At 51.7% G+C, this 14,549-nt stretch carries 8 protein-coding genes, 4 tRNA genes, 3 rRNA genes and 1 riboswitch; of the genes, 12 read left to right on the top strand and 3 right to left on the bottom strand.

Annotation, left to right across the window (positions count from 1 at the left end; genetic code table 11):
• Positions 1-96: 96 nt before the first annotated feature.
• Entirely contained in the window at positions 97-831 is a 735-nt protein-coding gene (locus tag ACF2G4_RS13785; protein ID WP_215848191.1) for a glutathione peroxidase, read from the bottom strand.
• A gap of 126 nt (positions 832-957) precedes the next feature.
• On the opposite strand from ACF2G4_RS13785, the gene oxyR reads away from it, so the two are divergent.
• Positions 958-1,875, top strand: a complete 918-nt coding sequence (gene oxyR / locus ACF2G4_RS13780) for a DNA-binding transcriptional regulator OxyR (protein ID WP_215848192.1) — start codon at positions 958-960, stop codon at positions 1,873-1,875.
• Here the strand turns inward: oxyR and sthA are convergent.
• The gene (sthA, locus tag ACF2G4_RS13775) at positions 1,858-3,258 is read right to left on the bottom strand and encodes a Si-specific NAD(P)(+) transhydrogenase (protein WP_215848193.1); all 1,401 of its coding nucleotides are present in this window, start codon (positions 3,256-3,258) and stop codon (positions 1,858-1,860) included. The genes oxyR and sthA overlap by 18 nt on opposite strands.
• A gap of 192 nt (positions 3,259-3,450) precedes the next feature.
• On the opposite strand from sthA, the gene fabR reads away from it, so the two are divergent.
• Positions 3,451-4,095: an HTH-type transcriptional repressor FabR gene (gene fabR / locus ACF2G4_RS13770; RefSeq protein WP_215848194.1), complete on the top strand. Its 645-nt coding sequence runs from the start codon at positions 3,451-3,453 to the stop codon at positions 4,093-4,095.
• A gap of 18 nt (positions 4,096-4,113) precedes the next feature.
• Positions 4,114-4,467: a YijD family membrane protein gene (locus ACF2G4_RS13765; RefSeq protein ID WP_215848195.1), complete on the top strand. Its 354-nt coding sequence runs from the start codon at positions 4,114-4,116 to the stop codon at positions 4,465-4,467.
• A gap of 35 nt (positions 4,468-4,502) precedes the next feature.
• Here ACF2G4_RS13765 and trmA read toward each other — a convergent pair whose 3' ends face one another.
• The gene (gene trmA / locus ACF2G4_RS13760) at positions 4,503-5,606 is read right to left on the bottom strand and encodes a tRNA (uridine(54)-C5)-methyltransferase TrmA (protein WP_409074988.1); all 1,104 of its coding nucleotides are present in this window, start codon (positions 5,604-5,606) and stop codon (positions 4,503-4,505) included.
• A 111-nt stretch (positions 5,607-5,717) separates the two neighbouring features.
• A riboswitch (cobalamin riboswitch) is annotated at positions 5,718-5,900 on the top strand.
• Positions 5,901-5,969: 69 nt separating this feature from the next.
• Between trmA and btuB the strand changes: the two genes are divergently transcribed.
• The 9 genes from btuB (at position 5,970) to ACF2G4_RS13715 (ending at position 14,446) form a co-directional block, all read left to right on the top strand.
• Positions 5,970-7,847, top strand: coding sequence for a TonB-dependent vitamin B12 receptor BtuB (btuB, locus tag ACF2G4_RS13755; protein WP_409074987.1), 1,878 nt, complete (start codon positions 5,970-5,972; stop codon positions 7,845-7,847).
• Positions 7,792-8,643 (top strand): glutamate racemase, encoded by an 852-nt coding sequence (gene murI, locus ACF2G4_RS13750; protein ID WP_215848198.1) that lies wholly within the window; start codon positions 7,792-7,794, stop codon positions 8,641-8,643. Before btuB ends, murI begins: the two co-directional genes overlap by 56 nt.
• Before the next feature lie 402 nt (positions 8,644-9,045).
• A 16S ribosomal RNA gene (locus tag ACF2G4_RS13745) occupies positions 9,046-10,587 on the top strand.
• A 73-nt stretch (positions 10,588-10,660) separates the two neighbouring features.
• Positions 10,661-10,737 (top strand) — tRNA-Ile (locus ACF2G4_RS13740).
• Positions 10,738-10,784: 47 nt separating this feature from the next.
• Positions 10,785-10,860 (top strand) — tRNA-Ala (locus ACF2G4_RS13735).
• Between the two features lie 208 nt (positions 10,861-11,068).
• Positions 11,069-13,975: ribosomal RNA gene (locus ACF2G4_RS13730) — 23S ribosomal RNA — on the top strand.
• A gap of 96 nt (positions 13,976-14,071) precedes the next feature.
• Positions 14,072-14,187 (top strand): 5S ribosomal RNA (gene rrf, locus ACF2G4_RS13725).
• Together the 16S, 23S and 5S rRNA genes with 4 tRNA genes alongside form the textbook arrangement of a ribosomal RNA operon.
• A 98-nt stretch (positions 14,188-14,285) precedes the next feature.
• A tRNA-Asp gene (locus ACF2G4_RS13720) sits at positions 14,286-14,362 on the top strand.
• An 8-nt stretch (positions 14,363-14,370) separates the two neighbouring features.
• Positions 14,371-14,446: transfer RNA gene (locus ACF2G4_RS13715), tRNA-Trp, on the top strand.
• The last annotated feature ends 103 nt before the right edge of the window (positions 14,447-14,549 follow it).

Below are 14,549 nucleotides of genomic sequence, written 5' to 3'. Positions count from 1 at the left end.
GCACATAAAATGCCCGCCAACCTCTAGCTTCAGAATTACATCTTTTTTATAGGCACATCATCAGAGGCCAGCACTCCCGGCTGACACAGAGATTTTTTACGCTGAAAGCAGGAACTGCTCCAGATCATCGCTCCCGCCGATGTGGCGACCGCCAATAAACACTTGTGGCACAGTGGCGCGACCAGAAACGGCACGCAGGCTCACGGTGGTAGCATCTTGTCCCAGCACGATTTCTTCATACTGAATACCGCGATCCAGCAGCATCTGCTTGGCTTTAGTACAGAATGGGCAGCCTGGCTTAGTAAATACCGAGACGGATTCCTGCACTTTAAATTCTGGTGCCAGATAACGCAGCATAGTGTCGGCATCTGACACTTCAAACGGGTCGCCTGGCTTGTTTGGCTCAACAAACATCTTTTCAATTACGCCATTTCGTACCAGCATTGAGTAACGCCATGAGCGTGGGCCAAAACCCAGATCGGCTTTCTCAACCAACATATCCATGCCGCGGGTGAACTCGCCATTACCATCAGGAATAAAGGTAATATGTTCAGCACGCTGCTCTGCTTTCCACGCGTTCATCACAAAGGTGTCATTCACTGACACGCACAGGATGCTGTCAACACCATGCTGTGCAAATACGCTATGCAATTCGTTGTAGCGCGGCAGATGGCTGGATGAGCAGGTGGGCGTAAACGCGCCCGGCAGAGAAAACACAATTACAGTTTTGTCTTTGAACAACTCATCGGTGGTGATATCGACCCAGCGATCGCCCTGACGGGTGTGAAAAGTAACGTCTGGGATCGATTTACCTTCCTGACTTGTATACATATTTTCTCCTCGTGAGCGATGGTCTTCAATTTGATGGGTGCATTATTCCCATCGCAGCTTGATAGGGCTAATCGTTCATTGCTATTCTATCTATCGCCACGGGCTATCGTGGTTTGGAGGGTAACAATGAATATTCGTGATTTGGAATACCTGGTTTCGCTTGCTGAGCACCGTCATTTCCGCCGTGCTGCGGATGCATGTCATGTTAGTCAGCCGACGCTAAGCGGACAGATTCGTAAGTTAGAAGATGAACTGGGCGTAATGCTGCTTGAGCGTACCAGCCGTAAGGTCTTATTCACTCAGGCTGGGTTGTTGCTGGTGGATCAGGCTCGTACCGTGCTGCGTGAAGTTAAAGTGCTGAAAGAGATGGCGAGCCAGCAGGGTGAAGCGATGTCAGGTCCATTGCATATTGGACTGATTCCAACCACCGGCCCCTATTTGTTGCCGCAAGTTATTCCTATGCTGCATAAAACGTTTCCGAAGCTAGAAATGTATCTGCATGAAGCGCAAACCCAGCAGCTGTTGGCCCAGCTCGACAGCGGCAAACTTGATTGCGCTATTCTGGCATTGGTGAAAGAGAGCGAAGCCTTTATTGAGGTGCCGCTGTTTGATGAGCCAATGAAGCTGGCAGTGTATCAGGATCATCCGTGGCACGATCGTGATCGCGTTCCGATGTCCGATCTGGCTGGTGAGAAGCTGCTGATGCTGGAAGATGGTCATTGCTTACGCGATCAGGCGATGGGTTTCTGCTTTGAAGCGGGCGCTGATGAAGATACCCATTTCCGTGCGACCAGCCTCGAAACGCTGCGCAATATGGTAGCAGCCGGCAGCGGTATTACGCTGTTACCTGCGCTGGCTGTGCCAAATGAACGTATTCGTGATGGCGTCTGTTATTTGCCTTGTTACAAGCCGGTGCCTCAGCGCACGATTGCGCTGGTATACCGTCCGGGTTCACCTCTGCGCAGCCGTTATGAACAGCTGGCAGAGGCTATTCGCACTCACATGCAAGGCTATTTCGATACCACGTTAAAACAGGCGGTTTAAGCCATTTAACGCGGCGACGCGATAGGCCTCAGCCATGGTGGGGTAGTTGAAGGTGGTATTCACGAAATACTCAATCGTGTTGCCACCGTTTTTCTGCTCCATGATCGCCTGACCAATGTGAATAATCTCGGCGGCACGCTCACCAAAGCAGTGAATGCCGAGAATTTCTTTGGTCTCGCGGTGGAACAAAATCTTCAGGCTTCCCACATTCATGCCAACGATCTGTGCACGCGCCAGATGCTTAAACTGCGCACGACCGACTTCATAAGGCACTTTCATCGCTGTCAGCTGCTGCTCGGTTTTACCCACAGAACTGATTTCAGGAATGGTGTAAATTCCGGTTGGGATATCTTCAATCAAGTGCGCGGAGGCTTCTCCTTTGATCAGCGCTTGTGCCGCAATGCGGCCCTGATCGTAAGCAGCAGAAGCAAGACTTGGATAACCAATAACGTCACCGACCGCATAAATATGCGGTTGCGCAGTTTGATACATGCTGTTCACTTTCAGCAGACCGCGGCCATCGGCTTCCAGTCCAACGTTTTCCAGCGCCAGCGAATCAGTGTTCCCGGTACGTCCATTTGCGTAAAGCAGGCAATCGGCTTTCACCTTTTTACCTGATTTCAAATGCATGATTACGCCATCGCTTACGCCTTCAATTTTCTCAAACTCTTCGTTGTGACGAATCACCACACCGCTGTTCCAGAAGTGATAAGACAATGAATCTGACATCTCCTGATCCAGAAAGGCCAGCAGACGATCGCGGGTGTTGATCAGATCAACCTTGACGTTAAGACCCCGAAAAATTGACGCGTATTCGCAGCCAATGACACCGGCACCATAAATAATCACGTGGCCAGGTTCGTGGTGTAGGTTGAGGATGGAATCGGAATCATAAACGCGAGGATGGGTAAAATCGACGTCTGTTGGGTGATAAGGTCGGGAACCGCAGGCAATGACAAATTTTTCTGCGGTCAAACGCTCGCGTGAACCGTCAGGCTGTTCGATTTCAATGGTGTTGGCATCAACAAACTGTGCATCGCCTTGGTAAAGTTCACAACGATTACGTTCGTAAAAGCCTTGGCGCATGGCCGTTTGCTGGCTGATGACGCTTTCGGTGTGGTTAAGAATATCAGCAAAGGAGGAGCGAAGAAGTCGGGTCTGATCACTGTAGAGCGGGTTTTGGTTGAACTCGATAATGCGACTCACTGCATGACGAAGCGCTTTTGAGGGGATGGTGCCCCAGTGCGTACAACCGCCGCCGATGTTGTGGTAGCGTTCGATCACCGCGATGCGCGCACCTTGCTTCACTAGCCCCATCGCCGCACCTTCACCGCCGGGTCCTGAGCCAATCACAATGGCATCGTAATCGTAAGACTTTTGCATACCAATACGTCCTATTATTTATACATTTTTACAACGGGATTCTAACATCTCGCCGCGCACATCTGAATTCTAACAGCGATTTTCAACGCAGTTTGACAAAGAGTGAGGTTCACAGCCGTTCACAAAGTTTGCGCTCATGTACGCTGAAAATTTTGTTATAGTGCCCATTCAACACCGCAAAAGGCCGATAGAATGGGCGTCAGAGCGCAACAGAAAGAACGTACACGACGTACACTGATTGAAGCAGCCTTCAGTCAGCTCAGCGCCGAACGCAGTTTTACCAGTTTGAGTTTGCGTGAGGTTGCCCGCGAAGCCGGCATTGCGCCGACCTCCTTTTATCGCCACTTTAAAGATGTCGATGAACTCGGTTTAACCATGGTTGATGAGAGCGGATTAATGCTACGTCAGCTGATGCGCCAGGCGCGACAGCGCATTGCCAAAGGCGGCAGCATCATTAAAACCTCGGTTGCCACCTTTATGGAGTTTATCGGGAACAACCCCAATGCATTCCGCCTGTTATTGCGCGAACGTTCTGGCACTTCTGCCGCTTTCCGTGCTGCGGTTGCGCGCGAAATTCAGCATTTTATCGCTGAACTGGCTGATTATCTTGAGGTCGAAAATCGCATGCCGCGCAGCTTTACTGAAGCCCAGGCTGAAGCAATGGTCACCATTGTATTTAGTGCGGGCGCGGAAGCGCTGGATATCGATGCCGATCAGCGCAGCAAGCTGGAAGATCGCCTGGTGCTGCAATTACGCATGATCGCTAAAGGCGCCTATTACTGGTACCGCCGTGAGCAAGAACGTCTGGCGGTCACATTGGATAAAACTGAAGAGTAATCAAACAAGGATAATGCCATGACCCAACAGGTTTCCCGCGATAAAGGCACACTGTTATTGGCTTTTATTACCGGTTTAGCGATTAACGGCTCGTTTTCGGTGCTGTTCAGCGCTTTTGTGCCGTTCTCTATATTTCCCATTATTGCGTTGGGTTTAGCGGCGTGGTGTTTGCATCAGCGCTATCTGAACTGCAATATGCCGGATGGCATGCCCGGCTTAGCGGCCGCGTTTTTTCTGTTGGGAATTTTGGTTTACAGCGCATTAGTACGGGCTGAATATCCTGATATGGGATCGAACTTTATCCCGACTATTTTGATGGTCGCGCTGGTGTTCTGGATTGCCACGCGTATCAAGCGGAAGCGTAATCAGTAAAAGTAAAAGCGGGAACCCAGCGGTTCCCGTTTTTTTTAGGCTTTGCGCGTGAGCAGCACGCCGCATTCCATATGATGGGTATAGGGAAACTGGTCAAACAGCGCTAAACGCGTAACAATATGGGTTTGCGCCAAAATGTGCAGATTGTCGCTCAGCGTTTGCGGATTACAGGATATATAAAGGATGCGCGGATAAGCCTGCACCATCTTCACTGTTTCATCATCTAATCCGCTGCGCGGCGGATCGACAAAAATTGTCTCGCATTCATAGCTTTTCAGATCGATACCTTCCAGACGATTAAAACTGCGTACACCGTTCATCGCCTGCGTAAATTCTTCCGCCGCCATGCGAATGATCTGCACGTTGTCGATCTGATTGGCCGCAATATTGAATTGCGCAGAGGCTACAGAGGGTTTAGCAATCTCAGTGGCTAGCACCCGACGGAAATTGCGCGCCAGCGCCAGCGAGAAGTTGCCGTTGCCGCAGTAAAGTTCCAGCAAATCGCCTTGCGATTCTTTTGTGACATCCAGCGCCCATTCCAGCATTTGAATATTCATCGCCGCGTTGGGTTGGGTGAAGCTATTTTCAACCTGACGGTAGATGAGTTCGCGGCCTGCGACCGGCAAGCGCTCATCAACGTAATCGTGGTCGAGGCAAATTTTGGTTTTGGTTGCGCGGCCAATGAGCTGAACATCAATACCTTCTGCGCGCAGTTGATCGCGGAGTTCGCTTGCCGCCTGCTGCCAGACATCATCCAGCTTGCGATGGTAAAGCAATGAAATCACGATCTGATGACTCATTGTCGACAGGTAATCGATCTGAAACAGCTTGTGGCGAAGCGTACGATTGTCACGGATCGCGGCGATCATTTTTGGCATGACCAGATTGATTAATTCGCTGGCCGCCGGAAACTGATCGACACGGATACGTTCGCGCGTCTGTTGATCAAAGATGATGTGATAGATGTCATCACCATCGTGCCACAAGCGAAATTCTGCGCGCATGCGATAGTGGCTGACCGGCGAACGGAACACCTCCACTTCGGGCGCAGCAAAAGGCGTCATCATCGTGGTTAAACGGCTGACTTTTTCCGCCAGTTGCGCGTCATATTCTTCAATGGGGAGATGTTCGGGCGTCATGATCAATCCTGGTTAATAGCAAACTTGCCGGGCGATTGTAGGCATTCAATATCTGTTGTCCAGTGTTGTGCTGATAAGATGTTTGGAAGTCTGGACTTCCGTATCGCCACTCCGTAGACTGCGTGCGCCGGCCTCAACCTGAGTTAATAGGGAATCCAGTGGAAATCTGGAGCTGACGCGCAGCGGTAAGGAATGTCGTGGTGATTGCATTTGCAGACACTGTCCCGCGGGATGGGAAGTCTTCACCATTTATGGTTCCCAGCCCGAAGACCTGCCGGTGTGACGTCGCAACTCGTACGATCATCGCGTGCTATTGATTGTATGCCTGCGGCATCCTGCTTGGTCTTTTGGATGCTATTAAAAATGAATAAAACTACAGCATCGCTGTTCGCCTTCAGTGCAACGGCGATTTCTCTCTGGGCGCAAAACGGTTTCGCTCAGGAGAATGATGATACGCAAATTGTGACCGCAAACCGTTTTGCACAGCCGGTGTCCAGCGTGTTAGCACCGACAACGGTGGTGACACGTGATGAGATTGATCGCTGGCAAGCTAAAAGTCTAACCGACGTAATGCGTCGCCTGCCCGGCGTCGATGTCGCGCAAACCGGTGGTCTTGGGCAGTCCAGTTCAATGTTTATTCGCGGCACAAACTCCAGCCATGTTCTAATCCTGATTGATGGCATCCGCCTCAACCAAGCCGGCATTTCAGGATCCTCTGATCTGAGCCAGATTCCACTCTCGCTGGTGCAACGTATCGAGTACATACGCGGTGCACGCTCAGCCGTTTATGGTTCCGATGCAATTGGTGGTGTGGTGAATATCATTACCGGACGTGCGCAGCCGGGCACCACGCTTACGGCAGGTGTAGGTTCTAATGATTATCAGTCGTATGACGGTTCTACCCAGCAGATGTTGGGTGATTCCACGAAACTGACGATGGCGGGTAGCTACACCTATACCAAAGGTTATGACGTTGTTGCCGGTTATCCTAATGATTATGGCCCCGCACAGCATGACCGCGACGGCTTCATGAGCAAAACAGTGTATGGCAACCTCGACCATCAATTTGGTGATGAACTCAGCGGATTCGTACGTGGCTACGGCTTTGATAACCGTACTGCTTACGATGGTTCATATACATACGATAGTAGCTTCAACGCGATTGGCTTAGCAGATACCCGTCAGCTTTATAGTCAGACATGGGACACAGGCTTACGCTTTAACCGTGACTTTTATTCCACACAACTGATTGCCAGCTACGGTCGAACGAAAGATATCAACTACGATCCGCGTAATGGTCGCTATGGCGCTGCTTCTACTTTTGATGATGTCACGCAATATAACCTGCAATGGGGAAATACTTTTCAGGTTGGGCAGGGAGATATTAGCGCTGGCGTCGATTGGCAAAAAGAAACAACCGAACCAGGCACGAATTATCTAGCCGATGGATATGAACAGCGCAATACCGGTCTTTATGTTACGGGGCAGCAGCAATTCGGCAATATTACGCTCGAAGGCGCAGTGCGCGGCGATGATAATAATCAGTTTGGTTGGCACAATACTTGGCAAACAGCAGCTTCATGGGAATTCACTCCGGGTTATCGTGCTTTTGCTTCTTATGGCACCGCGTTTAAGGCGCCTAATCTTTCACAAGTTTATAGTCCAGGTTATGGCAACCGCGATCTTGACCCAGAAAAAAGCAAGCAATGGGAAGGTGGCTTTGAAGGCTTAACCGGACCGATTAATTGGCGCGTCTCTGGCTATCGCAACGACATCGATAATTTAATTGATAGCGATCCTGTGACCTATCGCTACTACAACATTGCGAAAGCGCGAATTAAAGGTGTAGAGGCTACAGCATCCTTTGATACAGGCCCTCTTAGTCATCAACTTTCATATGACTATGTTGATGCTCGTGATGGGGATACAGATCAGCAACTGGTTCGCCGGGCTAAACAGCAGGTTAAGTATCAACTCGACTGGACTATATATGATTTTGACTGGTCAGTGACTTATCACTATTTGGGTGATCGTTATGATAATGACTACAACAGTTATCCGACACATCGAGTGAAGTTAGGAGGCGTAAGCTTATGGGATCTTGCTGTGTCGTATCCGGTCACTTCGCATCTCACCGTTCGTGGTAGAATTGCCAATCTGTTCGATAAAGACTACGAGACAGCGTATGGCTATCAAACTCCAGGACGAGAGTATTACCTCAACGGGAGCTACAGCTTCTAATCTGCGTCCCACCGTGCTGGTATTTGACTCTGGCGTCGGTGGGCTTTCCGTCTATGATGAGGTTCGGCAGCTTTTGCCGGATCTTCATTATCTCTACGCCTTCGACAATGCGGGCTTTCCTTATGGCGAGAAAACCGAAACGTTCATTATTGAACGTGTCGTTGCTATCGTCGAAGCGATCACTCAGCGATATCCTCTTTCTTTAGTGATCATCGCCTGCAATACAGCGAGTACCATCTCCCTACCGGCGTTACGTGAGCGTTTTGCCTTTCCGGTTGTTGGCGTTGTGCCAGCAATTAAACCGGCGGCGCGTTTAACGCGTAATGGTGTGGTGGGCTTACTGGCTACGCGAGCGACAGTACGCCGTCCTTATACACATGAGTTGGTGCAGCAATTTGCGACCTCATGCAAAATCGAAATGTTGGGGTCGGCGGAGCTGGTGGAGTTGGCTGAAGCGAAGCTGCATGGTGATGAAGTATCTTTAGACGAGGTGCGACATATTGTTCAGCCTTGGCTAAGAATGTCTGAACCGCCAGATACGGTTGTGTTGGGATGTACGCACTTTCCTTTATTGCGTGAAGAGCTTCAGCAAGTATTACCAGAAGGAACACGTCTTATCGATTCTGGTGCTGCTATCGCACGTAGAACGGCTTGGTTGCTGGAGCATGAAGCACCCGTGGTACGTTCTTCCCAGGAAAATGCAGCATTTTGTACGCAAATGGACAGCGAGGCGGTGCAATTATCGCCCGTTCTACAACGATATGGCTTCCCTTTGCTTGAAAAACTAGCGGTTTAACGCGTTTGAGTAGAAAAAAACAGCAGTCAGAAAATTAATTGAAATTAGCACTTGTCAGCCCGGAAGAACTCCCTATAATGCGCCTCCACTGACACGGCAAACCGGCAACGGGATGGCGGTTCAGGAGACGCAGGAAACTGGGTCGACGGAGAAAAGCTTCTGAAAAAGAGGTTGACTCTGAGGAGGGAAAGCGTATTATACGCCCCTCGCGACAGACCGGCTAAGCCGCTGTTCGCACTGCTCTTTAACAATTTATCAGACAATCTGTGTGGGCACTCGCAGGATGGATATCAGCGTCTTAGGACGTAAAAAATATCAAGCCTCACGAGTGAACACATAATGAAATTCATTATGACGTTTTACAGATGAGCACCGCTTAACTTGTTTAAGCAAATCAAACTTAAATTGAAGAGTTTGATCATGGCTCAGATTGAACGCTGGCGGCAGGCCTAACACATGCAAGTCGGACGGTAGCACAGGAGAGCTTGCTCTCTGGGTGACGAGTGGCGGACGGGTGAGTAATGTCTGGGAAACTGCCCGATGGAGGGGGATAACTACTGGAAACGGTAGCTAATACCGCATAACGTCGCAAGACCAAAGTGGGGGACCTTCGGGCCTCACACCATCGGATGTGCCCAGATGGGATTAGCTAGTAGGCGGGGTAATGGCCCACCTAGGCGACGATCCCTAGCTGGTCTGAGAGGATGACCAGCCACACTGGAACTGAGACACGGTCCAGACTCCTACGGGAGGCAGCAGTGGGGAATATTGCACAATGGGCGCAAGCCTGATGCAGCCATGCCGCGTGTATGAAGAAGGCCTTCGGGTTGTAAAGTACTTTCAGCGGGGAGGAAGGCGATGCGGTTAATAACCGCGTCGATTGACGTTACCCGCAGAAGAAGCACCGGCTAACTCCGTGCCAGCAGCCGCGGTAATACGGAGGGTGCAAGCGTTAATCGGAATTACTGGGCGTAAAGCGCACGCAGGCGGTCTGTTAAGTCAGATGTGAAATCCCCGGGCTCAACCCGGGAACTGCATTTGAAACTGGCAGGCTTGAGTCTCGTAGAGGGGGGTAGAATTCCAGGTGTAGCGGTGAAATGCGTAGAGATCTGGAGGAATACCGGTGGCGAAGGCGGCCCCCTGGACGAAGACTGACGCTCAGGTGCGAAAGCGTGGGGAGCAAACAGGATTAGATACCCTGGTAGTCCACGCCGTAAACGATGTCGACTTGGAGGTTGTGCCCTTGAGGCGTGGCTTCCGGAGCTAACGCGTTAAGTCGACCGCCTGGGGAGTACGGCCGCAAGGTTAAAACTCAAATGAATTGACGGGGGCCCGCACAAGCGGTGGAGCATGTGGTTTAATTCGATGCAACGCGAAGAACCTTACCTACTCTTGACATCCAGAGAACTTAGCAGAGATGCTTTGGTGCCTTCGGGAACTCTGAGACAGGTGCTGCATGGCTGTCGTCAGCTCGTGTTGTGAAATGTTGGGTTAAGTCCCGCAACGAGCGCAACCCTTATCCTTTGTTGCCAGCGATTCGGTCGGGAACTCAAAGGAGACTGCCGGTGATAAACCGGAGGAAGGTGGGGATGACGTCAAGTCATCATGGCCCTTACGAGTAGGGCTACACACGTGCTACAATGGCGCATACAAAGAGAAGCGACCTCGCGAGAGCAAGCGGACCTCACAAAGTGCGTCGTAGTCCGGATCGGAGTCTGCAACTCGACTCCGTGAAGTCGGAATCGCTAGTAATCGTGGATCAGAATGCCACGGTGAATACGTTCCCGGGCCTTGTACACACCGCCCGTCACACCATGGGAGTGGGTTGCAAAAGAAGTAGGTAGCTTAACCTTCGGGAGGGCGCTTACCACTTTGTGATTCATGACTGGGGTGAAGTCGTAACAAGGTAACCGTAGGGGAACCTGCGGTTGGATCACCTCCTTACCTGAAGATACCTCCCGCGAAGTGCTCACACAGATTGTCTGATAGAAAAGTAAAGAAGCAGTAAAACCCCGGCAGGCTTGTAGCTCAGGTGGTTAGAGCGCACCCCTGATAAGGGTGAGGTCGGTGGTTCAAGTCCACTCAGGCCTACCAAATCCTGTTCGTCAGGATCACTGGTCGACGGGTTTTACCAGACTTTTGGGGCTATAGCTCAGCTGGGAGAGCGCCTGCCTTGCACGCAGGAGGTCAGCGGTTCGATCCCGCTTAGCTCCACCATCAACTCCCCCGTTGATACCCAAACAAAACTTCAGAATGCATTTTCGAGTGCATTGCGAAGTTTTACTGCTCTTTAACAATCCGGAACAAGCTGAAAATTGAAACGACGCGCGCCGCATCCCTCCGTAATAAGGGGTGCACAGGCGACGCGTTCGAGTCTCTCAAATGCTTACAGCACGCAGCGTTGCAAAACGCCTGTGGGTTGTGAGGTTAAGCGACTAAGCGTACACGGTGGATGCCCTGGCAGTCAGAGGCGATGAAGGACGTGCTAATCTGCGTAAAGCGACGGTAAGGTGATATGAACCGCTACAGCCGTCGATGTCCGAATGGGGAAACCCGGTGCACTCAGTGCATCATCGCAACATGAATACATAGTGTTGCGAGGCGAACCTGGGGAACTGAAACATCTAAGTACCCAGAGGAAAAGAAATCAACCGAGATTCCCCCAGTAGCGGCGAGCGAACGGGGAGCAGCCCAGAGCCTGAATCAGCTTGTGCATTAGTGGAACGGTCTGGAAAGTCCGACGGTACAGGGTGATAGTCCCGTACACAAAAGTGCACAAGCTGTGAGCTCGATGAGTAAGGCGGGACACGTGGTATCCTGTCTGAATATGGGGGGACCATCCTCCAAGGCTAAATACTCCTGACTGACCGATAGTGAACCAGTACCGTGAGGGAAAGGCGAAAAGAACCCCGGCGAGGGGAGTGAAACAGAACCTGAAACCGTGTACGTACAAGCAGTGGGAGCCTCTTTTATGGGGTGACTGCGTACCTTTTGTATAATGGGTCAGCGACTTATATTCTGTAGCAAGGTTAACCGTATAGGGGAGCCGCAGGGAAACCGAGTCTTAACTGGGCGTTAAGTTGCAGGGTATAGACCCGAAACCCGGTGATCTAGCCATGGGCAGGTTGAAGGTTGGGTAACACTAACTGGAGGACCGAACCGACTAATGTTGAAAAATTAGCGGATGACTTGTGGCTGGGGGTGAAAGGCCAATCAAACCGGGAGATAGCTGGTTCTCCCCGAAAGCTATTTAGGTAGCGCCTCGTGAACTCATCTCCGGGGGTAGAGCACTGTTTCGGCTAGGGGGCCATCCCGGCTTACCAACCCGATGCAAACTACGAATACCGGAGAATGTTATCACGGGAGACACACGGCGGGTGCTAACGTCCGTCGTGAAGAGGGAAACAACCCAGACCGCCAGCTAAGGTCCCAAAGTCATGGTTAAGTGGGAAACGATGTGGGAAGGCACAGACAGCCAGGATGTTGGCTTAGAAGCAGCCATCATTTAAAGAAAGCGTAATAGCTCACTGGTCGAGTCGGCCTGCGCGGAAGATGTAACGGGGCTAAACCATGCACCGAAGCTGCGGCAGCGGCGCGTAAGCGCTGTTGGGTAGGGGAGCGTTCTGTAAGCCGTCGAAGGTGGACTGTGAGGTCTGCTGGAGGTATCAGAAGTGCGAATGCTGACATAAGTAACGATAAAGCGGGTGAAAAGCCCGCTCGCCGGAAGACCAAGGGTTCCTGTTCAACGTTAATCGGAGCAGGGTGAGTCGACCCCTAAGGCGAGGCCGAAAGGCGTAGTCGATGGGAAACAGGTTAATATTCCTGTACTTGGTGTTACTGCGAAGGGGGGACGGAGAAGGTTAGGTTAGCCGGGCGACGGTTGTCCCGGTTTAAGCGTGTAGGCTGGCAGTCCAGGTAAATCCGGACGGCCTCAAGGCTGAGGCGTGACGACGAGGCACTACGGTGCTGAAGTAACTGATACCCTGCTTCCAGGAAAAGCCTCTAAGCATCAGGTAACACAAAATCGTACCCCAAACCGACACAGGTGGTCAGGTAGAGAATACCAAGGCGCTTGAGAGAACTCGGGTGAAGGAACTAGGCAAAATGGTGCCGTAACTTCGGGAGAAGGCACGCTGGCGCGTAGGTGAAGGGACTTGCTCCCGGAGCTGAAGCCAGTCGAAGATACCAGCTGGCTGCAACTGTTTATTAAAAACACAGCACTGTGCAAACACGAAAGTGGACGTATACGGTGTGACGCCTGCCCGGTGCCGGAAGGTTAATTGATGGGGTTATCCGCAAGGAGAAGCTCTTGATCGAAGCCCCGGTAAACGGCGGCCGTAACTATAACGGTCCTAAGGTAGCGAAATTCCTTGTCGGGTAAGTTCCGACCTGCACGAATGGCGTAATGATGGCCAGGCTGTCTCCACCCGAGACTCAGTGAAATTGAACTCGCTGTGAAGATGCAGTGTACCCGCGGCAAGACGGAAAGACCCCGTGAACCTTTACTACAGCTTGACACTGAACCTTGAGCCTTGATGTGTAGGATAGGTGGGAGGCTTTGAAGCGCGGACGCCAGTCCGCGTGGAGCCAACCTTGAAATACCACCCTTTAATGCTTGATGTTCTAACGTAGGCCCGTAATCCGGGCTGCGGACAGTGTCTGGTGGGTAGTTTGACTGGGGCGGTCTCCTCCTAAAGAGTAACGGAGGAGCACGAAGGTCAGCTAATCACGGTCGGACATCGTGAGGTTAGTGCAATGGCATAAGCTGGCTTGACTGCGAGAGTGACGGCTCGAGCAGGTGCGAAAGCAGGTCATAGTGATCCGGTGGTTCTGAATGGAAGGGCCATCGCTCAACGGATAAAAGGTACTCCGGGGATAACAGGCTGATACCGCCCAAGAGTTCATATCGACGGCGGTGTTTGGCACCTCGATGTCGGCTCATCACATCCTGGGGCTGAAGTAGGTCCCAAGGGTACGGCTGTTCGCCGTTTAAAGTGGTACGCGAGCTGGGTTTAGAACGTCGTGAGACAGTTCGGTCCCTATCTGCCGTGGGCGCTGGAAAACTGAGGGGGGTTGCTCCTAGTACGAGAGGACCGGAGTGAACGCACCGCTGGTGTTCGGGTTGTCACGCCAGTGGCACTGCCCGGTAGCTAAGTGCGGAAAAGATAAGTGCTGAAAGCATCTAAGCACGAAACTTGCCCCGAGATGAGTTTTCCCTGACCCCTTGAGGGTCCTGAAGGGACGTTGAAGACTACGACGTTGATAGGCCGGGTGTGTAAGCGCAGCGATGCGTTGAGCTAACCGGTACTAATGACCCGTGAGGCTTAACCTTACAACGCCAGAGGCGTTTTGGTTGAGAGACAGAGATTTTCAGCTTGTTCAGCGGATAACCCTGCGCGGCAGAAGCGGCGCGGGACAACAGAATTTGCCTGGCGGCTGTAGCGCGGTGGTCCCACCTGACCCCATGCCGAACTCAGAAGTGAAACGCCGTAGCGCCGATGGTAGTGTGGGGTCTCCCCATGCGAGAGTAGGGAACTGCCAGGCATCAATTTAAGACCAGCACGCTGGTCGTGACCCCGCGGGTGACGCGGCGGGGGCGAAACACCTGCAGCCTGCAGCGCGGGCGGCAGTACAGAATCGGTGGAGCGGTAGTTCAGTTGGTTAGAATACCTGCCTGTCACGCAGGGGGTCGCGGGTTCGAGCCCCGTCCGTTCCGCCACCCTATTTAGGGGCGTAGTTCAATTGGTAGAGCACCGGTCTCCAAAACCGGGTGTTGGGGGTTCGAGTCCCTCCGCCCCTGCCAGAAATGGAAAAAACCTTTGCTTAGGCAAAGGTTTTTTTTTGCCTTCAAAACAGCGACAAGAACAAAAATTAAGCCAGTTAACTTTATAACGGGCTTAATTAGT

It is taken from the genome of Pantoea phytostimulans (genome assembly GCF_046118715.1).
Classification (GTDB): Bacteria; Pseudomonadota; Gammaproteobacteria; order Enterobacterales; family Enterobacteriaceae; genus Pantoea; species Pantoea phytostimulans.
The sequence above is the reverse complement of the archived record's forward strand: the minus strand, read 5'-3'. Positions and strand labels throughout refer to the sequence as shown.

What these genes read in the sequence shown, in the direction of transcription:
- ACF2G4_RS13785 (WP_215848191.1), bottom strand. Translation starts at nt 831, where the DNA reads ATGTATACAAGTCAGGAAGGTAAATCGATCCCAGACGTTACTTTTCAC.
- oxyR (WP_215848192.1), top strand. Translation starts at nt 958, where the DNA reads ATGAATATTCGTGATTTGGAATACCTGGTTTCGCTTGCTGAGCACCGT.
- sthA (WP_215848193.1), bottom strand. Translation starts at nt 3,258, where the DNA reads ATGCAAAAGTCTTACGATTACGATGCCATTGTGATTGGCTCAGGACCC.
- fabR (WP_215848194.1), top strand. Translation starts at nt 3,451, where the DNA reads ATGGGCGTCAGAGCGCAACAGAAAGAACGTACACGACGTACACTGATT.
- ACF2G4_RS13765 (WP_215848195.1), top strand. Translation starts at nt 4,114, where the DNA reads ATGACCCAACAGGTTTCCCGCGATAAAGGCACACTGTTATTGGCTTTT.
- trmA (WP_409074988.1), bottom strand. Translation starts at nt 5,606, where the DNA reads ATGACGCCCGAACATCTCCCCATTGAAGAATATGACGCGCAACTGGCG.
- btuB (WP_409074987.1), top strand. Translation starts at nt 5,970, where the DNA reads ATGAATAAAACTACAGCATCGCTGTTCGCCTTCAGTGCAACGGCGATT.
- murI (WP_215848198.1), top strand. Translation starts at nt 7,792, where the DNA reads ATGGCTATCAAACTCCAGGACGAGAGTATTACCTCAACGGGAGCTACA.